Consider the following 20,667-nt stretch of genomic DNA (forward strand, 5'->3'; position numbering starts at 1 on the left):
GGCCAATTTACCCGTGCGGGCAATCCCCACAAGCCCGGCGCCCTTGTAAACGAGAACGGATCGCAGCCTTTGACAGTTCTTACAGGAGCGATAGAGATCGAGTGGTTGTTCTGGCTCTGTCGAAGTAGGACAATTGTCGGCTTCACGTCACCATCAGCGACCTTGAATGGCCTTCCTTGCACTCGGTATTAACCACAAGACTGCTTCAGTAGACGTCCGCGAGCGCGTGGCCTTTACCCCTGAGCAGCTGGTTGAGGCCTTGCAGCAGCTCTGCCGACTCACCGACAGCCGCGAAGCTGCGATCCTCTCCACCTGCAATCGCAGTGAACTGTATATAGAACAGGATCACCTTTCGGCTGACATCGTGTTGCGCTGGCTGGCCGATTACCATCATTTGAGCCTCGATGAGCTGCGCGCGAGCGCTTATGTGCATGAAGATGATGCGGCAGTTCGTCACATGATGCGGGTTGCCTCCGGGCTCGATTCGCTGGTGTTGGGTGAGCCGCAGATTCTCGGTCAGATGAAATCGGCCTACGCGGTCGCTCGCGAGGCCGGCACCATCGGTCCGTTGCTCGGGCGGCTGTTCCAGGCCACATTCAATGCGGCCAAACAGGTGCGAACCGACACCGCCATCGGCGAAAACCCGGTATCCGTAGCGTTTGCCGCGGTCAGCCTGGCGAAACAGATTTTCAGTGATTTGCAACGCAGCCAGGCTTTGCTGATCGGCGCCGGCGAGACCATCACCCTGGTCGCCCGTCATCTGCATGAGCTGGGGGTGAAGCGAATCGTGGTCGCCAACCGCACCCTGGAGCGCGCGAGCATTCTGGCCGAGCAGTTCGGCGCCCACGCAGTGCTGCTCTCGGACATCCCGGCAGAACTGGTGCGCAGCGACATCGTTATCAGTTCCACCGCCAGCCAGTTGCCGATTCTCGGTAAAGGCGCGGTGGAAAGTGCCTTGAAATTGCGCAAGCACAAGCCGATTTTCATGGTGGATATCGCCGTTCCTCGGGATATCGAGCCGGAAGTCGGCGAGTTGGACGACGTTTACCTATACAGCGTCGACGATCTCCACGAAGTGGTCGCCGAAAACCTCAAGAGCCGTCAGGGCGCAGCCCAAGCCGCCGAAGAGATGGTATCGGTCGGTGCCGAAGATTTCATGGTTCGCCTGCGCGAACTGGCGGCGGTGGATGTGCTCAAGGCCTATCGTCAACAAAGCGAGCGCATGCGTGACGAAGAATTGCTTAAAGCCCAGCGCATGCTCGCCAATGGCAGCAGCGCCGAAGACGTGCTGGTGCAACTGGCCCGCGGCCTGACCAATAAACTCTTGCATGCTCCGAGTGTGCAATTGAAAAAGCTCTCTGCCGAAGGCCGCCTCGATGCGCTGGCCATGGCCCAGGAACTCTTTGCCCTCGGTGAGGGCTCATCGGATAGCTTTTCGGATAAGAAACCGCAATGAAAGCGTCACTGCTCAATAAGCTGGACATCCTCCAGGACCGTTTCGAGGAATTGACCGCCCTGCTTGGCGACGGCGAGGTCATTTCCGATCAAAACAAGTTCCGTACCTATTCCAAGGAATACGCGGAAGTCGAGCCGATCGTTGGCACTTATAAACAGCTGCTTAAAGTGCAGGGTGACCTCGAAGGGGCTCAGGCGCTGCTCAAGGACAGCGATCCGGACATGCGCGAAATGGCCGTGGAAGAAGTCCGCGAAGCCAAAGAGCAGCTGATCGAAATCGAAGCCCAACTGCAACGCATGCTGCTGCCCAAAGACCCGAACGATGGGCGCAACGTATTCCTCGAAATCCGTGCTGGCACCGGTGGTGATGAAGCAGCGATTTTCTCCGGCGACCTGTTCCGCATGTATTCGCGTTACGCCGAGCGGCGTGGCTGGCGAGTAGAGATTCTCTCGGAGAATGAAGGCGAACACGGTGGCTATAAAGAAGTCATTGCCCGGGTCGAAGGCGAGAACGTTTACGGCAAGTTGAAGTTCGAATCCGGCGCGCACCGTGTACAGCGGGTTCCGGCCACTGAATCCCAGGGCCGCATCCACACCTCGGCTTGCACCGTGGCCGTGTTGCCCGAGCCGGACGAGCAGGAAGCGATCGAGATCAATCCGGCGGATCTGCGGGTCGACACCTATCGCTCCTCCGGTGCCGGTGGTCAGCACGTCAACAAGACCGACTCGGCGATTCGTATCACGCACTTGCCGTCCGGTATTGTCGTTGAGTGCCAGGAAGAACGTTCCCAGCACAAAAACCGCGCCCGGGCGATGTCCTGGCTGTCGGCCAAGCTTAACGACCAACAGACCAGCGCCGCGGCCAATGCCATCGCCACCGAGCGTAAATTGCTGGTGGGTTCCGGTGACCGCTCCGAGCGTATTCGCACCTACAACTTTGCCCAGGGCCGGGTCACCGACCACCGGGTCAACCTGACGCTGTATTCGCTCGACGAAATTCTTGCCGGTGGCGTGGATGCGGTGATCGAACCGCTGCTGGCCGAGTACCAGGCCGACCAATTGGCAGCGATAGGTGAGTAAATGACGATCATTGCCAGCTTGTTGCGCGCCGCCGATTTACCCGACTCGCCCACCGCGCGTCTGGATGCCGAATTGCTACTGGCGGCTGCCTTGGGCAAGTCCCGCAGTTTTCTGCACACCTGGCCTGAACGTATCGTCCCGAGTGAAGCATCCCTGAAGTTTGCCGAGTACCTGCAGCGCCGCCGTAGTGGTGAGCCGGTGGCTTACATTCTGGGGCAGCAGGGCTTCTGGAAACTCGACCTGGAAGTCGCGCCTCACACGCTGATTCCACGTCCCGACACCGAATTGCTGGTAGAAACCGCGCTGGAACTGTTGCCGGCCACACAGGCCTTGGTGCTCGATTTGGGCACCGGCAGTGGTGCCATCGCCCTGGCCTTGGCCAGCGAACGCCCGGCCTGGAAAGTCACCGCCGTGGATCGCGTGCTGGAAGCCGTAGCCCTGGCCGAGCGCAATCGCCAGCGGCTGCACCTGAACAACGCCACGGTGCTGAGTAGTCATTGGTTCAGCGCTTTGGAAGGCCAGCGTTTTCAATTGATCATCAGCAATCCACCCTACATTGCTTCGACCGATCCGCATCTGGCGGAGGGCGACGTTCGCTTCGAACCGGCCAGTGCCCTGGTGGCCGGCGTCGATGGGCTCGACGATTTGCGTCTGATCGTCGATCAGGCACCGGATCATCTTGAGGCAGGTGGCTGGTTGATGCTCGAACACGGTTACGATCAAGCCGAGGCCGTGCGCGATTTGCTGCTGACCCGCGGCTTTGAAGAGGTCCATAGCCGCACCGATCTGGGCGGTCACGAACGCATCAGTCTGGGGCGCTTGCCGTGCTGAATGATCAGGAATTATTGCGCTATAGCCGGCAGATTCTGCTGCAACACGTCGACATCGACGGCCAGCTACGGCTCAAGGAAAGCCGTGTGCTGATTGTCGGCCTCGGCGGTCTTGGCTCACCGGTGGCGCTGTACCTGGCTGCGGCCGGTGTCGGTGAGTTGCATCTGGCGGACTTCGACACGGTCGACCTGACCAATCTGCAACGCCAGATCGTTCACGACACCGACAGCGTCGGCCTGAGTAAAGTCGATTCGGCGATCCGTCGCCTGACCGCGATCAATCCCCAGATTCAGCTGATTGCCCATCGCACCGCCCTGGATGAAGACTCTTTGGCGGCGGCAGTGGCGGCGGTGGATCTGGTGCTGGACTGTTCCGATAATTTTTCCACCCGCGAAGCGGTCAACGCCGCGTGTGTGGCTGCGCGCAAACCGCTGGTCAGCGGTGCGGCGATTCGGCTGGAAGGGCAATTGTCGGTCTTCGACTCCCGTCGTCCGCAAAGCCCGTGCTACCACTGTTTATACGGGCACGGCAGCGAAGCCGAGCTGACCTGCAGCGAGGCCGGCGTACTCGGTCCGCTGGTGGGCCTGGTCGGTAGCTTGCAAGCCCTAGAAGCGCTGAAATTGCTGGTGGGGTTCGGTGAACCGCTGGTGGGGCGCCTGTTATTGATCGATGCCTTGGGCACGCGCTTCCGTGAATTGCGGGTCAAGCGTGATCCGGGCTGCAGTGTCTGCGGGTCAAGCCATGCGTGAAGCGCCGATTGCTGTATTCGATTCAGGCGTCGGTGGACTTTCCGTGCTGGCCGAGATCCAGCAGTTGCTGCCCAACGAGTCTCTTTTGTACCTCGGCGATTGCGGGAATATTCCCTACGGTGAGAAATCACCGGCATTCATCAGTCAGCGTTGCAGTGTCATGGCGCAGTTTTTTCAGCAGCAGGGCGCCAAGGCGCTGGTGCTCGCTTGCAACACCGCGACCGTCGCGGGTGTTGCGGACTTGCGGCGCGATTTCCCCGAGTGGCCCATCGTCGGCATGGAGCCCGCGGTGAAGCCGGCTGCTGCGGCGACGCGCAGCGGAGTAGTTGGCGTACTCGCCACCACCGGCACTTTACAGAGTGCCAAGTTCGCCGCCTTGCTCGACCGTTTCGCCGCCGATGTGCGAGTCATCACTCAGCCATGCCCAGGGCTGGTGGAGTTGATTGAAAATGGCGATTTGCACAGCGAGGCATTGCGTCAGTTGCTGCAGGGGTATGTCGATCCGCTGCTGGCTGCAGGTGCAGACACGATCATTCTTGGCTGCACGCATTATCCTTTCCTAAAGCCTCTGCTTAAGCAGTTGCTCCCCCAGAATATCTGCCTGATCGATACCGGTGCCGCTGTTGCACGGCAGCTTCAACGATTGTTGGCCGAGCGTGAGTTGCTGGCCGAGGGACCTGCTCGCGCTACCCGGTTCTGGTCGAGCGCGGATACGGAACATTTCAGAAATATCTTGCCGGTTTTGTGGCATTCGACGGGTGTTGTGCAAAGCTTCGACTTGTAGATAAAAAAAGAGATGACACGAATAATTGAGCTGAACTTCTGATCAAGCTTCAACTTCTATAGCTTTGTCTGTTGGGCAGCATAAAAACCATACGAAATTGTTCGGAAAAGGATGTTTCTAATGAAGCGACTATTCTGCTTGGCCGCGATTGCGACCGCATTGATGGGGCACAGTTTTACCGCGCAGGCAGCAGGGGTGGAATTCGGGGTCGGCCAGACCAGCGATTCGACCATGACTTACCGACTGGGCATGCAATTCGACTGGGACAAGAGCTGGTTGCAGAGTGATATCGGTCGCTTGACCGGCTACTGGAGCGGCGCTTACACCTATTGGGAGGGCGATGAAACGTCGAGCAATCACAGTGTGTCGTTCTCGCCGGTGCTGGTGTATGAGTTTGCCGGTGAGACCATCAAACCCTACGTTGAAGCGGGTATCGGTATCGCGGTGTTTGCCAACACTGAAGTCGAAGACAACAAACTGGGCAGTGCCTTTCAGTTTGAAGACCGTTTCGGGTTTGGTCTGCGCTTTACCGGGGGACATGAAGTCGGGATTCGCGCCACGCACTATTCCAATGCAGGGATCAGCAGCCCGAACGATGGTGTAGAGAGTTATTCGCTGCATTACACGATGCCGTTGTAAGCCTGCGATGTTTTAAATGTGGGAGCAACCTGTGGCGAGGGGGCTTGCCCCCGTTGGGTTGCGAAGCGACCCCGGCATTTCAAAGTTAAACCGCATGTAAAGGATTTACGACTGCTTCGCAGCCGAACGGGGGCAAGCCCCCTCGCCACAGGTCGCTCCCACGTTGGTATCGGGCGTCACCGATACGCCGTCGCAATCCCCTGGCGTTCGGTGATGCATTCCGGTGCGCCCATTTCGAATTCCCGGCAAATCAGCGGACGTTTTTCGTAGATAGTGCACATCATGCTGTTGCGATCCAGCGCGGCGCACCAGCCGTCATCCAGTCGCAGCATGACTTCCCCGCCCCAATCGTCGGTATCGATAAAACGCTCGGGCACGCCGGTGTCGGTGATCAACATGACTTCAAGCTGACAGCAGCAGGCTGCGCAGGTCGAACAGGTGACCGCAGGCTCGGCGATTTGCGTGTGGGGAATGGTTTTCATGGCGCGCAGTGTAAGGCAGTGGGCCCACGCTGTGTGAAAGGCCTGACGGACGCTTAGACTTCACAGCCGATCGTCGAACGGCGGATTGTTTCGCTCCATGCGCTTGCCGATTTCCAGTTCCGTCTGGCCAGACTTTTGCGGCAGAGGCCAAAGGACAGGCATGAGCAATTCCGGTAAGGGGAGCTCCAGTGGACGGTGCTTGAGCATGCCGAAGAGGTATCGCGCAGCTTTGTCCGCCGACCAGTCGAGGTGTAACGAGAGGTCGTCGTTCAGAGATGTATTGATAACCCCTGGACTGACCACGGTCATTTCGATGTTTTCCGGCGCCACGTCGATGCGCAAGGACTCGAATAGGTGACGCAACCCGGGCTTTGAATCGCCATAGGCTTCAGCCCGTGGCAGGGGCAGATAGGTCACCGAACTGGCCATGCCCACCAGATGCGGCGTAGTGCCCGTCTGCAGCAGGGGCCGGGCGGCTTCGATGCAATAGCTGCTGGCAAGCAGGTTGGTACGCACGATGTGCTCGATGATTGACGAGTCGAACTGACTGGGGTCGACGTATTCGCAGGTGCCTGCGTTGAGGATCATGGTGTCCAGAGAACCCCATTCCTTGGCAATCTGCTCGCCGATTTCGCGTACCTGTTGGCCGTTGGTCAAATCACCCGCGACCACCAGCACTTGTCCGGGGTAACGCTGAGACAGGGCTTTCAATGGCGCCAATGAGCGGGAGCTGACAGCCAGGTGAGCACCGGTTTTCAGTATTTCTTCGGCCAAAGCGGCACCAATGCCGTTGCTGGCGCCGGTCAACCAGTATCGCCTTGGAGGTGTAAGAGTCATCCCAATTCCCTTTTTAAGCAGATAGTTTCCCGGCTCAATACCGTATTTATAACGCAATGCGACGGCATCAAATTAATTCCGGGGGTGATAAACCCTGTCGGGATGGCAAGTTCTTGAACGCGGCCAAGGCCCGTTCGCGGGAAGTGCTCAGGTTGACGATTGGCGATGGATAATCCGTCACACCGAATAATCCCTCGAGTCTCGCGCGATTGTGCAGGTCTTTTTTGTTCATTCCATTGATCTGCGGCAACCAATGCTTGATGAAAACTCCTTCGGCGTCGAATTTTTCCGACTGGCTCAGTGGGTTGAAAATCCGGAAGTAGGGCGCCGAATCGGTGCCGGTGGACGAACTCCACTGCCAGCCACCGTTGTTCGCCGCCAGATCGCCGTCAATCAGATGCCGCATGAAGAAACGCTCGCCTTCACGCCAGTCGATCAGCAGGTTTTTGGTCAGGAACATTGCCACGACCATTCGCAAGCGATTGTGCATCCAGCCGGTTTCCAACAATTGGCGCATGGCGGCATCAATGATCGGCAGGCCGGTACGGCCTTGTTGCCAGGCTTTGAGGTCTTGCGGGGCGTCACGCCAGGCGAGGGCTTCGGTTTCCGGGCGAAAGGCGCGGTGCCGGGAAACCCGTGGGTAGCCCACCAGAATGTGTTTGTAGAATTCTCGCCACAGCAACTCGTTGATCCAGGTGACGGCACCGACCTTGCCGCTTTCGAATTCCCCCTGATTGCTTTGCAACGCGGCGTGCAGACACTGGCGAGGGGAGATGACCCCGGCGGTGAGATAGGCCGAGAGCTGGCTGGTGCCGGGTTTTGCCGGGAAATCACGCTCGCTGTGGTAATAGTCGATCTGTGTGTCGGTAAAGGTCTCGAGGCGGCGTCGGGCCTCGCTTTCGCCGGCCGGCCAGAGAGCACGCAAACTGTCGCTGGGCGTGTCGAAACCCTCGACCCGAGAGGGCGGTTCGTCACTGGCGATACCCAGCGGAGCCTGGATGGCGGGGGCGGTAACCAATCTCGGTAATGATGCGTGCAAGCGTTCGTAGCAGACCTTGCGGAATTGGCTGAAGACCTGGAAATAGGTGCCGGTTCTGGTCAGCACGGTGCCAGGCTTGAACAGCAGTTGATCGAGGTAGCGGTAAAAGTCGATGCCTTGGGCTTTCAGGGCTTGGGCCACCGCGGCATCACGACGGGTTTCATGAATGCCGTATTCCTCGTTGGCGTGCACTGCGTCGATCTTCAATTGCTGGCACAACTCGAGCAAAACCTTCGGTGCCTCTTCCCAGAGGGACGCCTTGCGAATCAGCAGCGGGATGTTCAGGGCGCCCAGCGCTTGGCGTAACTCGATGAGGTTGCGCAGCCAGAAATCCACTTTGCACGACGCGTCGTCATGCGCCAGCCATTGCTGCGGACTCAGCAAATACACCGCCACACTCGGGCCGCGGGCTGCGGCGGCCGAGAGGGCGGTGTTGTCGTGTAGACGCAAGTCGCTGCGCAGCCAGATCAATTGCATGGTGGTATCCGCACGATCCATTAAAAAAGCGTCATTAAATGAGCCCGCGCTGAATCAGGCCCTGATGGGCCGACAACGGGTCTTCGGCCAGGGACAAATCAGCAATGGCAGTGGTTCTTGCGGATAACTCGATGTGGTGGATACACACCGTTGGTCCGGCAATCATTTTTGGGCAACTGACGCCATTCAAAAGTTTCGTCAGATGCGCAAGATTCATGGCTTTGCTGGAATACAGCAGTACGCCGCGGGCTTGCAGGTAATCGACCGCCAGCGCAAGTTCGCCGGCGGGGAGTGGCCAGTCGAAGACTTCCACCGGGCAATCGACGCTGCTGATCAGCCAGGCCGTGAGCCACAGATGAGGCTCCAGCGGCAGGTCCGAGTGATTGATCAGCAGCAGCGGCGCGGTGCGCAACTGACGGTTGTTATGGTAGATCCTCGCGCCGAATTTGCTGCGCAACCAGGAATAAACAAACACCCGCTCCATCTGCGCGCCGAACTGGCCTTGCCAGCGTTGTTCCAGTTCCGCCAGCAACGGCATCAACAATTTTTCACACAAGGTGCGTGGCGGATACAGCGCCATCGCCTGATTCACCGTGTCATCGAGGGTGCGCTCGGCCAGTTGAGTGACCGCTTGCAGCAGTGTCTGACGCAGCACCAGCCAATCGTTCCCGATGGGGTCGGTAAGCCCATGAGGTGTGTCGAGCAGTTGTTTGACCTGGCTGACAGCTACGCCGCGATTGAGCCAGGTGAGAATCGTCAGGATCCGTTGAACGTGTTCGGCACAGAACAGCCGATGCCCCTTGGGCGTACGCTGGGGCACGATCAGCCCGTAGCGCCGTTCCCAGGCGCGTAAGGTGACGGCATTGACCCCGGTTTGCCGGGCCACTTCACGAATGGGTAGCCAACCAGCGTCCAGGGCCTTCTTGAAGTCGCTGCCAAGGTCTTCGCTGGCGCTGGTGTCCGGTGGATTTTTCATTGAATTGCGTTTCGCAGGCTGAGGTTTTCCGGATGCGGTTGCAGGTAAACCTGTTGCGCAATGTATGGATCCGGGTGTTGGCGAAAATAGTGTTTGAGCAGCGTCAATGGCACCTCCAGCGGCACGATGCCCTGGCGATACTGGCCGATGACGTGCTGCACTTGCTGTTTGTCTTCAGCGCTGATGGCTCGTTTGAGATAGCCGCTGAGATGCTGCAGCACGTTGGTGTGGGTACGGCGTGTGGCGCATTTTTCCAGGGCCGCCATCAGCTTGCTGAAATAGCGCGGACCGAGCTCTTCGAGATCGGACTGGCCCATATTGCCCAGCAAGTTGCCCAGGGTTTTGTATTGCACCGGGTTGTGGGCCATCAACAGGTATTTGTAGCGTGAGTGAAAATCCGTGAGGCCGCGTCGGGTCAGGCCTGCTTGCAGCAATTGCTGCCACTCGCTGTAGGCAAGCACGCGGGTGAGGAAGTTTTCCCGCAGTACCGGATCGTTGAGCTGGCCTTCTTCTTCCACCGGCAAATCGGGATGCCGCGCATAGTCATAAAGGATGCGGCCGCTGATGGCGATTTTCGAATGGGTCGCTGACTGTGCAGGCATCGGAGCACCTCGAATCTAAACCTGTACAGAGTTATATTTCTGTACAACATGCCCTTCAGCATAGATCCAAGGGTGTACAAGTCAATTTTTTTGTATAGGTTTTTGCGGGGCTGCTGCCCATGTCGACAGCAGCGATGGGCTGGACTTGATTCAATTCACTGCAGGTGTTCGTGCAGTCGGCGGGCTGCTTCCTGACCACTGAGCCAGGCACCTTCGACACGGCCAGACAGGCACCAGTCGCCGCACACATACAGGCCCAGATCAGCATCGGCCAAGGCACCCCATTCATGGCTGCTGGCCGGCCGGGCGTAGAGCCAGCGATGAGCGAGGCTGAAGGTCGGAGCAGGCATGGCATCGTGCAGCAGCTCGGCGAAAGCACCGTGCAATTGCTCGATCACCGCTTCCTTGGGCAGGTCGATATGCTGCCGGCTCCAGGCACTGGTAGCGTGCAGCACCCAGGTATCGAGGGTGGTGTCGCGTCCTGGTTTGCTGCGGTTGCGCGCCAGCCAGTCCAGCGGACTGTCCTGCACGAAGCAACCTTCGATGGCGGTTTCCAGTGGCGTGTCGAACGCCAGGGCGACGGCCCAAGTGGGTTCCATTTTTACCCCGGCAGCGGCCCCGGCGAGTTTCGGCGCGGCCGCCAGCAGCGCGGTTGCCTGAGGGGCTGGCGTGGCGATAACGACATGGCTGAACGGGCCGTGAGTGAAACCCTCGGCGTCTTGCAGATGCCAATGTTCTTCACCGCGATAGACCTCGGTGATGCGGCAGGCGAAATGCACTTCCAGATCACCGAGCAGGCCGCGCGTGATCGCGCTCATGCGTGGCGTGCCGACCCAGCGTGTCTGTTCGTCCGGCGAAGGTCTGAGCTGGCCGCCGTGAAAGGTATAGAGCTGCGGCGTCCATACGGCGACCCAGCCGTTGGCTTGCCAGCGCTGGACTTCGGTGACGAAGCGACGGTCGCGAGCAGTGAAATATTGCGCGCCCATGTCCAGAGCACCCGCATCGCTGCGCTTGCTCGACATGCGTCCGCCACTGCCGCGGCTTTTATCGAAAAGTTGAACGACATGCCCGGCCTCCGTCAGGGCCTGGGCGGCTGAGAGTCCGGCGATGCCGGTGCCGATGATTGCGATAGGTACAGTCATAGGGGCCTCGTTTACCTTTCTGTACAGACTACGCCGTGGTTCAAACCTGTACAATATTGTTTTTTGGTATAACTTTTAGCGTCCTCGTTCTGACAGCTTGGCCTATTGTTAAGCACAGAGCCTGCCCAATACCAAAGATCCCTGCTTATAAAAATAGACTAGTGATCAGGGTAAAACGCCACGCGAGGAAGATGTCATGCACATATTGCTGACCGGCGGTACTGGTTTGATAGGACGTCAACTCTGCCAACACTGGTTGAGCCAGGGACATCGCCTGACGGTCTGGAGTCGCACGCCTGCAAAAGTCGCCAAAGTCTGTGGCACTCAGGTACGTGGAATCGCACGACTTGAGGACTTGGGTGAAGAACCGGTGGATGCAATTATCAACCTCGCGGGCGCACCGATTGCCGATCGGCTCTGGACGCACAAACGCAAGGCGTTGTTGTGGAGCAGCCGGATCACCCTGACCGAAACCCTGCTGGCCTGGCTCGAAAGCCGCGAGCAGAAACCGCCGGTATTGATTTCTGGCTCCGCGATCGGTTGGTACGGCGACGGTGGTGAGCGGGAATTGACTGAAGAATCTCCACCGGTCATTGATGATTTCGCCAGCCAGTTGTGCGTCGCCTGGGAGGAAACCGCGCAGCGCGCCGAAGCCTTGGGCATTCGCGTGATCCTCATTCGTACCGGGTTGGTGCTGTCCGCCGAGGGCGGCTTTTTGTCGCGGTTGTTGTTACCGTTCAAACTGGGGCTGGGCGGGCCTCTGGGCAGTGGTCGGCAGTGGATGTCGTGGATTCATATCAAGGATCAAATCGCCCTGATTGATTTTCTTCTGCACCGCAATGAGGCCAGCGGTCCATATAATGCCTGCGCGCCCAAGCCGGTGCGCAATCGCGAATTCGCCCAAACGTTGGGTAGCGTGTTGCATCGTCCGACGTTCATGGCGATGCCAACCCTCGTGTTGAAGGTGGGCCTGGGCGAGTTGTCATTGTTGCTGCTGGGTGGCCAGAAGGCCATGCCGGCTCGCTTGCTGGAAGCGGGCTTCACTTTCCAGTTCACTGATTTGCGCGCGGCGTTGGACGATGTGTCCAGCCGCCTTGAGAAATAGGACGTTGCATGACCGATCACGCGTTGCTTCTGGTCAACCTGGGTTCACCCGCTTCCACCTCGGTGGCGGATGTGCGCAGCTACCTCAATCAATTTCTGATGGACCCGTATGTGATCGACCTGCCATGGCCGGTGCGGCGTTTGCTGGTGTCGTTGATTCTGATCAAGCGCCCGGAACAATCGGCCCACGCTTATGCGTCGATCTGGTGGGCGGACGGCTCGCCACTGGTGGTGCTCAGCCGTCGTCTGCAACGGGCCATGACCGCGCAATGGAGCCACGGCCCGGTGGAGCTGGCGATGCGCTACGGCGAGCCATCCATTGAGTCGACGCTGGTTCGTCTGGCGGCTCAGGGTCACAAAAAAATCACCCTGGCGCCGCTCTATCCGCAATTCGCCGATAGCACCGTGACCACGGTGATCGAAGAAGCCAAGCGAGTGGTGCGGGAAAAGAAACTCGACGTGCAGTTCTCGATTCTCCAGCCGTTCTACGATCAGCCGGAATACCTCGATGCCCTGGTGGCCAGCGCTACGCCACATTTGCAGCAGGATTACGATCATCTGCTGCTGAGCTTTCATGGTTTGCCGGAACGGCACCTGAAGAAGCTCAATCCGGGTCACAGCTTCGAAGGTGGTGGCGATTGCTGCGCCGGTGCGCCGCCGGAAGTGGTCGCGACCTGTTACCGCGGTCAGTGCCTGCGCACCGCCGCAGAGTTTGCCAAGCGCATGGGCCTGCCGGATGGCAAGTGGTCGGTGTCGTTCCAGTCGCGTCTGGGCCGGGCCAAGTGGATCGAACCCTACACCGAAGCGCGCCTCGATGGGTTGGCCAAAAGTGGCGTGAAGAAAGTTCTGGTGATGTGCCCGGCGTTCGTCGCCGATTGCATCGAAACCCTGGAAGAGATCGGTGATCGCGGGAAGGAGCAGTTCCGCGAAGCGGGAGGGGAGGAGTTGGTGTTGGTGCCGTGCCTCAACGATGATCCGCAGTGGGCGAAGGCGTTGAACGCATTGTGTGAGAGAGCGCCGTTGGCGCTTTAAAAGCATCGCGGGCAAGCCCGCTCCCACAGGTTTTGCGCTGACCTTGTGGGAGCGGGCTTGCCCGCGATGGCGTTCTTGAGACCTGCTTAGATCAGCGGCTCATCCGCCTTCTTGTGCTTCCAGCTGTCATGGCCCGGCAGCAACAGGTTCAGCGCAATCGCCACCACCGCGCACAGCGCGATGCCTTTGAGGCCGAAATCATCCGGGCCGGTACCGGTGCCGACCAGTACGCCGCCAATCCCGAACACCAGCGTCACCGAGACAATCACCAGATTGCGTGCTTCGCCCAGGTCGATCTTGTGGCGAATCATGGTGTTCATCCCCACCGCGGCAATCGAACCGAACAACAGACAGAGAATCCCGCCCATCACCGGCACCGGGATGCTTTGCAGCAGGGCGCCGAACTTGCCGATGAACGCCAGGCTGATTGCAAAGATTGCGGCCCAGGTCATGATTTTCGGGTTGTAGTTTTTGGTCAGCATCACCGCGCCAGTCACTTCGGCGTAGGTGGTGTTGGGCGGGCCGCCGAACAGACCGGCCGCGGTGGTAGCAATGCCATCGCCGAGCAATGTGCGGTGCAGGCCGGGCTTCTTCAAATAATCGCGCCCCGTCACGCTACCCACGGCAATCACGCCGCCGATGTGCTCGATCGCCGGCGCCAGGGCTACCGGAACGATGAACAGAATCGCCTGCCAGTTGAATTCCGGCGCCGTGAACTGTGGAATCGCAAACCACGGTGCAGCAGCAATCTTTGCGGTGTCGACCACGCCGAAATAGAACGCCATGGCAAAACCCACCAACACGCCGGAGATGATCGGCACCAGGCGGAAAATACCTTTGCCGAACACCGCCACAATCAGGGTGGTCAACAGCGCCGGCATCGAGATCAACATCGCTGTCTGGTAAGGAATCAGTTCAGTGCCATCGCCAGCCTTGCCCATCGCCATGTTGGCGGCGATCGGCGCCATGGCCAGGCCGATGGAGATGATCACCGGGCCAATCACCACCGGTGGCAGCAGGCGGTCGATGAACCCGGTGCCTTTGATCTTCACGGCAAGGCCGAGGAAGGTGTAGACGAAACCGGCCGCCATCACCCCGCCCATGGTCGCCGCCAGGCCAAACTGGCCCTTGGCGAGAATGATCGGCGTGATGAAGGCAAAGCTCGATGCCAGGAACACGGGCACCTGACGCCCGGTGACGATCTGGAACAGAATCGTCCCCAAACCTGCGGTGAACAGCGCCACGTTTGGGTCGAGGCCGGTGATCAACGGCATCAACACCAGCGCGCCAAAGGCCACGAACAGCATCTGTGCACCTGACAGCACCGTGCGCCAGAGTGGATCGTTGAACGCTTGCTGCATGCTCAAGCGTCCTTCTGCTTGGTGCCGAAGATCTTGTCACCGGCATCGCCCAAGCCTGGGATGATGTAACCGTGTTCGTTGAGTTTTTCGTCAATGGAGGCGGTGTAGATCATCACGTCCGGGTGAGCTTTGCCTACAGCGGCGATGCCTTCAGGGGCAGCCACCAGGACCATCGCGCGGATGTCCTTGCAACCGGCCTTTTTCAGCAGGTCGATAGTGGCGACCATCGAGCCACCAGTGGCGAGCATCGGGTCGATGATCATCGCCAGACGCTCGTCGATTTCCGGTACCAGTTTCTCAAGGTAGGTGTGGGCTTCGAGGGTTTCCTCGTTGCGGGCCACGCCCACGGCGCTGACTTTGGCGCCCGGGATCAGGCTGAGCACGCCTTCGAGCATGCCGATACCGGCACGCAGGATCGGCACCACGGTAATCTTCTTGCCGGCGATTTTCTCGACCGACACCGTGCCGCACCAGCCTTCGATGTCATAGCTTTCCAGCGGCAGGTCTTTGGTGGCTTCATAGGTCAGCAGGGCACCGACTTCCTGAGCGAGCTCACGGAAATTCTTCGTGCTAATGTCGGCGCGGCGCATAAGGCCAAGTTTATGACGGATCAGCGGATGGCGGATCTCAAGGATGGGCATGGGGAAAGGCTCCGGCGGCGGGCAAAAAAACCGGCCTAGATTAATCTATCCGAGGGTGTTGTCCTATAGACATACAGAACGTTAGTCCACAAACGCTTGATCTGGCCTCGCTTGATGCGTACCTTTGCCCGCTTTTCCGAATCCGTCCCTCCCCCTCAAACCCCCTTGGAGAGCGCCATGTCCGCTGATCTCGAGCATATCCGTCAAATCATGCGAGAGGCTGACTGCCTGTACACCGAAGCTGAAGTCGAGGCGGCCATCGCCCGCGTCGGTGCACACATCAACGAACAACTGGCTGAAAGCAATCCTGTGGTGTTCTGTGTGATGAACGGCGGCCTGATTTTCGCCGGCAAGCTGCTCACCCATCTGCAATTCCCGCTGGAAGCGTCCTACCTGCACGCCACTCGCTATCGCAACGAAACCAGCGGCGGCGACCTGTTCTGGAAAGCCAAGCCGGAAGTCTCGTTCATTGACCGTGACGTGCTGATCATCGACGACATCCTCGATGAAGGTCACACCCTGGGCGCGATCATCGACTTCTGCAAACACGCTGGCGCCCGCAAAGTGCACACTGCCGTGCTGATCGACAAGGACCACGACCGCAAGGCTCGCCCGGACCTGAAAGCCGATTTCGTCGGCCTGCCGTGCATCGACCGTTACATCTTCGGTTACGGCATGGACTACAAAGGCTACTGGCGTAACGCCAACGGGATTTTTGCCGTTAAAGGCATGTAAGCCCGGCTATCCCCTTTCCTGTGGGAGCGGGCTTGCCCGCGATTGCGTCGTGTCAGATAGATCGCTATCGCGGGCAAGCCACGCTCCCACAGGGATCGGTGTCCACAGAAGAGTTTTCGTACACCCATGCTAGAGTGCTCGGCCCCGCCCCCGGAGCCTGTCATGAGCCTTTTGATCCGCAGCTGCGCCGCCCTGTTGCTGACCCTCAGCCTGCCCTTGGCAGCCGCACCGTCGCCGATGCATTCGCAGTTTTTGCCCCCGGACGACTTGACCCTGCGCGACGCCGAGCCCGAGCAGCAGCAACTGTTGCAGGTCACCGAGTATTCGGTGGTGATCGGCAGCCAGCGCCAGTCCAACCAACAGCCGATCCCGGTCACATCGCCATTGCTGATCCGCCTCAAGGGCAAATCCTTGAACAAGGGCGCGACCATCAGCCAGGTGCTGGTCAACTTCGATGGCGAAAGCAAAAGCCTGAAGAAGCCGATCTACGACGAAAAAAGCAAAACCCTGACGCTCTTCTACCCAATGGCCCAGTACCGGGTGGTAATCGATTTATTGCGCAATGACACGGTGTATTGCCAGTTCCTCAGCTACGCCAACGGCCATATCTGGGCCGATCTGCACACTGGCAGCGTTCGTCCGCGTTGAGCCTTACGCCCGGGCAGGGGTAAACTGCCCGCCCCGTGAAATGTCTGCGAGCTGGAGTCGGCAATGCGTAAAGATAAGAAGCAAGTGATTGGTGACGAGATCGGCGATGCACAGATCAAGCTGTTCCTCGATTTTGAGCCGGTCGATGCCACTTCACCGTCGCTGCACAAACTGATCAAGGCGTACCGTGGCCTGCGTATCGATGACTTCGAGCGTTTTCTGACGTTCTTTGTTGAAGCCGGCCATGACCTGAATGGCAAGGATGAGCACGGCAATGACTTCGTCGCCCTGATCAAGGATCAGCGTAACGCGGCGGAGTACATCGAGTTGATCGACAAGGCTCGCGGTTAACGTCAACACACCGGCATTTGTGGCGAGGGAACTTGCTCCCGCTGGGCTGCGCAGCGGCCCCAAAATTCTGCGAACGACGCAGATTTTTGTGAGCGCTGCGCACTCAAGCGGGAGCAAGCTCCCTCGCCACAATGATTGTTTCACCGCACAAAAAAACGCCCCGCCCTCAATGAGGACGGGGCGTTTTTTATGCGACGAATCAAGCGTAGCTTTCGGTCTCGTTACTGGCTTCAACCAGTTCCAGCGCGACGTTGTTGTGCGCATTGATCTTGCGATACTGCGCAGCGTCGGTTTCCAGAACCTTTTCCCGAGCCGGGAAGATTTCCGCCAGTTTGGCAGCCCATTCGCCGGAAGCTTTGTTCGGGAAGCATTTTTCGATCAGCTCAAGCATGATCGAAACAGTCACCGAAGCGCCTGGCGAGGCGCCGAGCAGGGCTGCAAGCGAACCGTCCTTGGCCGCGACCAGTTCGGTACCGAACTGCAGAACGCCGCCTTTCTTCGGGTCTTTCTTGATGATCTGCACCCGTTGACCGGCCACTTCCAGACGCCAGTCTTCGGCTTTCGCTTCAGGGTAGAAACGACGCAGGGATTCCAGGCGCTGTTCCATCGACTGCATCACTTCGCTGACCAGGTACTTGGTCAGGTCCATGTTGTTTTTGGCCACGGCCAGCATCGGGCCGATGTTGCCGGCGCGGACTGACATCGGCAGGTCCATGAACGAGCCATGCTTGAGGAACTTGGTGGTGAAACCGGCGTAAGGTCCGAACAGCAGGGACTTCTTGCCGTCGACCACGCGAGTGTCCAGGTGCGGCACGGACATCGGTGGCGAACCGACGGCGGCCTGGCTGTAGACCTTGGCCTGGTGGTGCTTGACCACTTCCGGGTTGTCGCAACGCAGCCACTGGCCGCTGATCGGGAAACCGCCGAAGCCTTTGCTTTCTTCGATGCCCGAGGCTTGCAGCAGCGGCAGTGCCGCACCGCCAGCGCCGAGGAACACGAACTTGGCGTCGACTTCACGGCTGTTGCCGGTATTGACGTCCTTGATGCTGACAGTCCAGCCACCGTTGTTACGCTTCAGGCCAGTCACACGCTTGCAGTACTTGACCTGGGCATCGGGTGCGCTGGTCAGGTGCGCGAGCAATTGATTAGTCAGGGCGCCGAAGTTGACGTCGGTGCCGTTCATCACACGGGTGGCGGCGAGGACTTCGTCAGGCGCGCGGCCTGGCATCATCAACGGCATCCACTCGGCCATTTTGGCCTTGTCTTCGGTGTATTCCATGTCCGAGAAGGCGTGGTGTTTGCTCAGCGTCTTGAAACGTTCCTTGAGGAAGGAGACGCCGTCGTCGCCCTGCACGAAGCTCAGGTGCGGCACCGGGCTGATGAACGACTTGCACGAGCCGAACGTGCCTTTCTTGGTCAGGTAGGACCAGAACTGCTTCGACACCTCGAACTGGGTGTTGATATGCACGGCTTTCTTGATGTCGACGGTGCCGTCGGCGGCCTGCGGCGTGTAGTTCAGCTCACACAGCCCGGCGTGACCGGTACCGGCGTTGTTCCACGGATTGGAACTCTCCGCGGCACCGGAATCCATCAGCTCGACGACTTCCAGCTTGATCGCGGGGTCGAGCTCTTTGAGCAGTACCGCAAGGGTGGCACTCATGATGCCGGCCCCAACCAGTACTACGTCGACTGCTTCGTTATGCGCCATTTAACGCGTCTCCAAAATCTGCAGCACCAAATTGTCGGCATAGCTGCCAGGCGTTCCGGGGCGATGTCAGTGATGCCCCAGGTACCCATGGCCAGGATCGCCATGTCCGAATCTTCGCAATTTTTTGCAACTTCGACGGATGCATGCGGCCTGGCTTCAAGAGTCACATGAACTCATTTCGGCACGCAGCTGGCAATTCGACTTATGGTCGAGACATCCGTTTGTGCAACCAAATCCGTAGCGGACAGGCTTCAGGCTCCGGTGTTCGAGGAATACTCGGTCCTGTGTCGTTGGGCTGTTGTAGACGCTAATGGTGCATGTTCAGACGCAAAACTATTCATTTGCTCGCCACACTCTTGTGAAGTTGTGAAAACCCGTTTTTTTCACGCTCTTTTGAAGACGTGAACCTCAAAAAAGGGCTGTCCCAGCCTGGCACCGTGCCCGGATGGATTGCCGCCATGGGATACATGACAAGCAAAACGGGCAAACAGCTCAGTAACCGAGCGTAATGACAGCTCTGCAGATTCGCGAAAAGTGGTGTTTTTGCTTAGGGAACAGCAAGCGCGCCAGCTTCACTCGATCTGTGTGGGCGGCTCTCTGTGGGCGGTGCGGGGGTGTCAATACCGAGGCATTGACGATGCTGCGAGGCCCGATCAGGAGACGTCCTTATAATCGGGGGGAGATTGTATCTAAGAAACGCAGGGAAATGGTCGTGTTTAATGACTTTTATTAGGCGTCCGGTCAGGTGGTCAACAGTTGTTGTGCCCGCGCATGTGGCTGGCGCTGGCTGACACGGGCGCTGGCGGGCAGGGGATGGTGCAGCCAGTTGAGGCGGATTTCTTCGATTTCGACCCAGCCATCGCCCATGGGCTGCAGGCTGCACTGTTTGAATGCCTGGCAGCGGCCATCGCGGTCGAGCAGGGCAAAACAGCGATGCAGTGGACGTGGCGCGAACATTGAGATGAGAAAACGCATGGCAAAGTACCTTGTGGGGTGACTGCTGTGAAGGTTGCCAGTGAGCCATGACGTGCATGTGTAAGGTCGGTGACAGATGTGTGACAGGAACCGCGCTACGCCGTGTTTGTCAGAGATTTCAGTAATCGTTGTGCGAAGCTAGTTCGCCGCAGTGGCGCACCGCTATACTGCGGGCCTGTTTGTGCCTGATTCTGGAGAGAAGAGCATGTTGCAACGCCTGTTGTTCGGTTTGATCACTGTGACCAGTTTGACCCTCGTCGGCTGCGCCCACAGCCCGCAACAACTGAACCCGGAACCCAAGCTGACAGCTCAGCTGGCGCCGGTCGGCCGTGGCCAGCCGGTGGTGGTGCGTGTGGTGGACGGTCGTCCGTCGCCAACGCTGGGAACTCGTGGTGGTCTGTATCCGGAGACCAGTGCAATCACCGTGCAGGGCGCGCAGATTCTGCCGAAGTTGCAGGCTCAGGCTGAAGCGGCCGTGCGCTTGCTGGGCTTTACCCCGACGGCCAATGCGCTGAATGCACCGCAATTGACGGTGACCCTGGCTGAGCTGAAGTATCAGTCGCCCAAGGAAGGCCTGTATGTGACTGAGGCAACGATTGGCGCGACGTTCCGTTCGGATGTGCAGAATGCCAACCGTCGTTATAGCGGTCGCTACGGCGCGTCGCTCGATCAGCGTTTTGGCATGGCGCCGAATCAGGAAACCAATACCAAGCTGGTCAGTGATGTGTTGAGTGATGCGTTGACCCGCTTGTTCAAGGACCCGACGATTGGTCAGGTGCTTGCCGAGTAACGGTTTGCTTCTTGTTTAAAGAACCCGGTGTCAGTGATGGCGCCGGGTTTTTTTGTGTCCTTTGTGTCCTTTGCGGTCTTGGTTGCGATGGCGGCCTTTGGGCCGACCATGTTTTGGTTGGTGGTGTACATATCCGTTGCTGCGGTAACGGCGGCTTATGGTTTCGCCCTTACGGCGAGGCACTTTTGGCAAACGCCCCAAAAGTACCCAAAAGGTCTCGCCCCAAGCG

The 20,667-nt window shown here is 58.8% G+C and carries 22 protein-coding genes and 1 pseudogene; 12 read left to right on the top strand and 11 right to left on the bottom strand.

Going from position 1 to position 20,667, the window contains the following annotated elements:
* The first annotated feature begins 166 nt into the window (after positions 1-166).
* The 6 genes from hemA to PMI18_RS04810 all read left to right on the top strand — a co-directional run bounded on the left by hemA (position 167) and on the right by PMI18_RS04810 (position 5,538).
* A complete protein-coding gene (hemA, locus tag PMI18_RS04835; protein ID WP_007905810.1) occupies positions 167-1,456 on the top strand; it encodes a glutamyl-tRNA reductase in 1,290 nt (429 codons plus the stop codon).
* Complete coding sequence (gene prfA / locus PMI18_RS04830) at positions 1,453-2,535, top strand: peptide chain release factor 1 (RefSeq protein ID WP_007905812.1); 1,083 nt, start codon at positions 1,453-1,455, stop codon at positions 2,533-2,535. Before hemA ends, prfA begins: the two co-directional genes overlap by 4 nt.
* The gene (prmC, locus tag PMI18_RS04825) at positions 2,536-3,366 is read left to right on the top strand and encodes a peptide chain release factor N(5)-glutamine methyltransferase (RefSeq protein ID WP_007905814.1); all 831 of its coding nucleotides are present in this window, start codon (positions 2,536-2,538) and stop codon (positions 3,364-3,366) included. It abuts the gene before it with no gap.
* The gene (locus tag PMI18_RS04820; RefSeq protein WP_007905815.1) at positions 3,360-4,115 is read left to right on the top strand and encodes a molybdopterin-synthase adenylyltransferase MoeB; all 756 of its coding nucleotides are present in this window, start codon (positions 3,360-3,362) and stop codon (positions 4,113-4,115) included. The genes prmC and PMI18_RS04820 overlap by 7 nt, the downstream gene beginning before the upstream one ends.
* The gene (gene murI / locus PMI18_RS04815) at positions 4,108-4,899 is read left to right on the top strand and encodes a glutamate racemase (protein ID WP_007905817.1); all 792 of its coding nucleotides are present in this window, start codon (positions 4,108-4,110) and stop codon (positions 4,897-4,899) included. Before PMI18_RS04820 ends, murI begins: the two co-directional genes overlap by 8 nt.
* Positions 4,900-5,019: 120 nt before the next feature.
* The gene (locus PMI18_RS04810) at positions 5,020-5,538 is read left to right on the top strand and encodes an acyloxyacyl hydrolase (protein WP_007905819.1); all 519 of its coding nucleotides are present in this window, start codon (positions 5,020-5,022) and stop codon (positions 5,536-5,538) included.
* A 176-nt stretch (positions 5,539-5,714) separates the two neighbouring features.
* Here PMI18_RS04810 and PMI18_RS04805 read toward each other — a convergent pair whose 3' ends face one another.
* The 6 genes and pseudogenes from PMI18_RS04805 to PMI18_RS04780 form a co-directional block, all read right to left on the bottom strand.
* Positions 5,715-6,020, bottom strand: coding sequence for a YkgJ family cysteine cluster protein (locus tag PMI18_RS04805; protein WP_007905822.1), 306 nt, complete (start codon positions 6,018-6,020; stop codon positions 5,715-5,717).
* Positions 6,021-6,080: 60 nt separating this feature from the next.
* A complete protein-coding gene (locus PMI18_RS04800) occupies positions 6,081-6,857 on the bottom strand; it encodes an SDR family NAD(P)-dependent oxidoreductase (protein ID WP_007905823.1) in 777 nt (258 codons plus the stop codon).
* 67 nt (positions 6,858-6,924) lie between these two features.
* A complete protein-coding gene (gene phrB / locus PMI18_RS04795; RefSeq protein WP_007905825.1) occupies positions 6,925-8,373 on the bottom strand; it encodes a deoxyribodipyrimidine photo-lyase in 1,449 nt (482 codons plus the stop codon).
* A 34-nt stretch (positions 8,374-8,407) separates the two neighbouring features.
* Entirely contained in the window at positions 8,408-9,349 is a 942-nt protein-coding gene (locus PMI18_RS04790; RefSeq protein WP_007905828.1) for a MerR family transcriptional regulator, read from the bottom strand.
* A pseudogene (locus PMI18_RS04785) lies at positions 9,346-9,888 on the bottom strand (YbgA family protein); the annotation flags it as partial. The pseudogene PMI18_RS04785 and the gene PMI18_RS04790, both read right to left, overlap by 4 nt.
* Positions 9,889-10,106: 218 nt before the next feature.
* Entirely contained in the window at positions 10,107-11,093 is a 987-nt protein-coding gene (locus tag PMI18_RS04780; protein ID WP_007905831.1) for an NAD(P)/FAD-dependent oxidoreductase, read from the bottom strand.
* A gap of 196 nt (positions 11,094-11,289) precedes the next feature.
* Between PMI18_RS04780 and PMI18_RS04775 the strand changes: the two genes are divergently transcribed.
* A complete protein-coding gene (locus PMI18_RS04775; RefSeq protein ID WP_007905833.1) occupies positions 11,290-12,198 on the top strand; it encodes a TIGR01777 family oxidoreductase in 909 nt (302 codons plus the stop codon).
* 8 nt (positions 12,199-12,206) lie between these two features.
* Entirely contained in the window at positions 12,207-13,229 is a 1,023-nt protein-coding gene (gene hemH / locus PMI18_RS04770) for a ferrochelatase (RefSeq protein WP_007905835.1), read from the top strand.
* 86 nt (positions 13,230-13,315) lie between these two features.
* On the opposite strand, the gene PMI18_RS04765 is transcribed toward hemH, so the two are convergent.
* Together PMI18_RS04765 and upp are read right to left on the bottom strand one after the other, a co-directional pair.
* The gene (locus tag PMI18_RS04765) at positions 13,316-14,590 is read right to left on the bottom strand and encodes a uracil-xanthine permease family protein (protein ID WP_007905837.1); all 1,275 of its coding nucleotides are present in this window, start codon (positions 14,588-14,590) and stop codon (positions 13,316-13,318) included.
* 2 nt (positions 14,591-14,592) lie between these two features.
* Positions 14,593-15,231 (bottom strand): uracil phosphoribosyltransferase, encoded by a 639-nt coding sequence (gene upp, locus PMI18_RS04760; protein ID WP_007905839.1) that lies wholly within the window; start codon positions 15,229-15,231, stop codon positions 14,593-14,595.
* A gap of 177 nt (positions 15,232-15,408) precedes the next feature.
* Between upp and PMI18_RS04755 the strand changes: the two genes are divergently transcribed.
* From PMI18_RS04755 to PMI18_RS04745, 3 genes are all read left to right on the top strand, one after another.
* Positions 15,409-15,966 carry a hypoxanthine-guanine phosphoribosyltransferase gene (locus PMI18_RS04755; protein ID WP_007905841.1) on the top strand — a complete coding sequence of 186 codons (558 nt, stop codon included), beginning with the start codon at positions 15,409-15,411 and terminating at the stop codon, positions 15,964-15,966.
* Positions 15,967-16,128: 162 nt separating this feature from the next.
* Positions 16,129-16,614, top strand: a complete 486-nt coding sequence (locus PMI18_RS04750; RefSeq protein ID WP_007905843.1) for a hypothetical protein — start codon at positions 16,129-16,131, stop codon at positions 16,612-16,614.
* Between the two features lie 63 nt (positions 16,615-16,677).
* Positions 16,678-16,965, top strand: coding sequence for a PA4642 family protein (locus PMI18_RS04745; RefSeq protein ID WP_007905845.1), 288 nt, complete (start codon positions 16,678-16,680; stop codon positions 16,963-16,965).
* A 199-nt stretch (positions 16,966-17,164) separates the two neighbouring features.
* Here the strand turns inward: PMI18_RS04745 and mqo are convergent, their stop codons facing one another.
* A complete protein-coding gene (mqo, locus tag PMI18_RS04740) occupies positions 17,165-18,673 on the bottom strand; it encodes a malate dehydrogenase (quinone) (RefSeq protein WP_007905847.1) in 1,509 nt (502 codons plus the stop codon).
* 741 nt (positions 18,674-19,414) lie between these two features.
* Positions 19,415-19,648: a hypothetical protein gene (locus PMI18_RS04735; protein ID WP_007905849.1), complete on the bottom strand. Its 234-nt coding sequence runs from the start codon at positions 19,646-19,648 to the stop codon at positions 19,415-19,417.
* Positions 19,649-19,853: 205 nt separating this feature from the next.
* Here PMI18_RS04735 and PMI18_RS04730 point away from each other — a divergent pair, with 205 nt between their 5' ends.
* Entirely contained in the window at positions 19,854-20,438 is a 585-nt protein-coding gene (locus tag PMI18_RS04730; protein ID WP_007905851.1) for a YajG family lipoprotein, read from the top strand.
* A gap of 30 nt (positions 20,439-20,468) precedes the next feature.
* On the opposite strand, the gene PMI18_RS31640 is transcribed toward PMI18_RS04730, so the two are convergent.
* Positions 20,469-20,667, bottom strand: a 199-nt coding sequence (locus tag PMI18_RS31640; protein ID WP_238542623.1) for a hypothetical protein, incomplete at its 5' end; no start/stop codon positions are given.

Source organism: Pseudomonas sp. GM102, from assembly GCF_000282555.1.
Taxonomy (GTDB): Bacteria; Pseudomonadota; Gammaproteobacteria; order Pseudomonadales; family Pseudomonadaceae; genus Aquipseudomonas.

Coding starts and splice junctions, on each gene's coding strand:
- PMI18_RS04790 (WP_007905828.1), bottom strand. CDS start 9,349: ATGAAAAATCCACCGGACACCAGCGCCAGCGAAGACCTTGGCAGCGAC.
- PMI18_RS04805 (WP_007905822.1), bottom strand. CDS start 6,020: ATGAAAACCATTCCCCACACGCAAATCGCCGAGCCTGCGGTCACCTGT.
- PMI18_RS04750 (WP_007905843.1), top strand. CDS start 16,129: ATGAGCCTTTTGATCCGCAGCTGCGCCGCCCTGTTGCTGACCCTCAGC.
- PMI18_RS04775 (WP_007905833.1), top strand. CDS start 11,290: ATGCACATATTGCTGACCGGCGGTACTGGTTTGATAGGACGTCAACTC.
- prfA (WP_007905812.1), top strand. CDS start 1,453: ATGAAAGCGTCACTGCTCAATAAGCTGGACATCCTCCAGGACCGTTTC.
- PMI18_RS04735 (WP_007905849.1), bottom strand. CDS start 19,648: ATGCGTTTTCTCATCTCAATGTTCGCGCCACGTCCACTGCATCGCTGT.
- hemH (WP_007905835.1), top strand. CDS start 12,207: ATGACCGATCACGCGTTGCTTCTGGTCAACCTGGGTTCACCCGCTTCC.
- phrB (WP_007905825.1), bottom strand. CDS start 8,373: ATGCAATTGATCTGGCTGCGCAGCGACTTGCGTCTACACGACAACACC.
- prmC (WP_007905814.1), top strand. CDS start 2,536: ATGACGATCATTGCCAGCTTGTTGCGCGCCGCCGATTTACCCGACTCG.
- PMI18_RS04810 (WP_007905819.1), top strand. CDS start 5,020: ATGAAGCGACTATTCTGCTTGGCCGCGATTGCGACCGCATTGATGGGG.
- upp (WP_007905839.1), bottom strand. CDS start 15,231: ATGCCCATCCTTGAGATCCGCCATCCGCTGATCCGTCATAAACTTGGC.
- PMI18_RS04765 (WP_007905837.1), bottom strand. CDS start 14,590: ATGCAGCAAGCGTTCAACGATCCACTCTGGCGCACGGTGCTGTCAGGT.
- hemA (WP_007905810.1), top strand. CDS start 167: ATGGCCTTCCTTGCACTCGGTATTAACCACAAGACTGCTTCAGTAGAC.
- PMI18_RS04780 (WP_007905831.1), bottom strand. CDS start 11,093: ATGACTGTACCTATCGCAATCATCGGCACCGGCATCGCCGGACTCTCA.
- PMI18_RS04800 (WP_007905823.1), bottom strand. CDS start 6,857: ATGACTCTTACACCTCCAAGGCGATACTGGTTGACCGGCGCCAGCAAC.
- PMI18_RS04730 (WP_007905851.1), top strand. CDS start 19,854: ATGTTGCAACGCCTGTTGTTCGGTTTGATCACTGTGACCAGTTTGACC.
- mqo (WP_007905847.1), bottom strand. CDS start 18,673: ATGGCGCATAACGAAGCAGTCGACGTAGTACTGGTTGGGGCCGGCATC.
- murI (WP_007905817.1), top strand. CDS start 4,108: ATGCGTGAAGCGCCGATTGCTGTATTCGATTCAGGCGTCGGTGGACTT.
- PMI18_RS04745 (WP_007905845.1), top strand. CDS start 16,678: ATGCGTAAAGATAAGAAGCAAGTGATTGGTGACGAGATCGGCGATGCA.
- PMI18_RS04755 (WP_007905841.1), top strand. CDS start 15,409: ATGTCCGCTGATCTCGAGCATATCCGTCAAATCATGCGAGAGGCTGAC.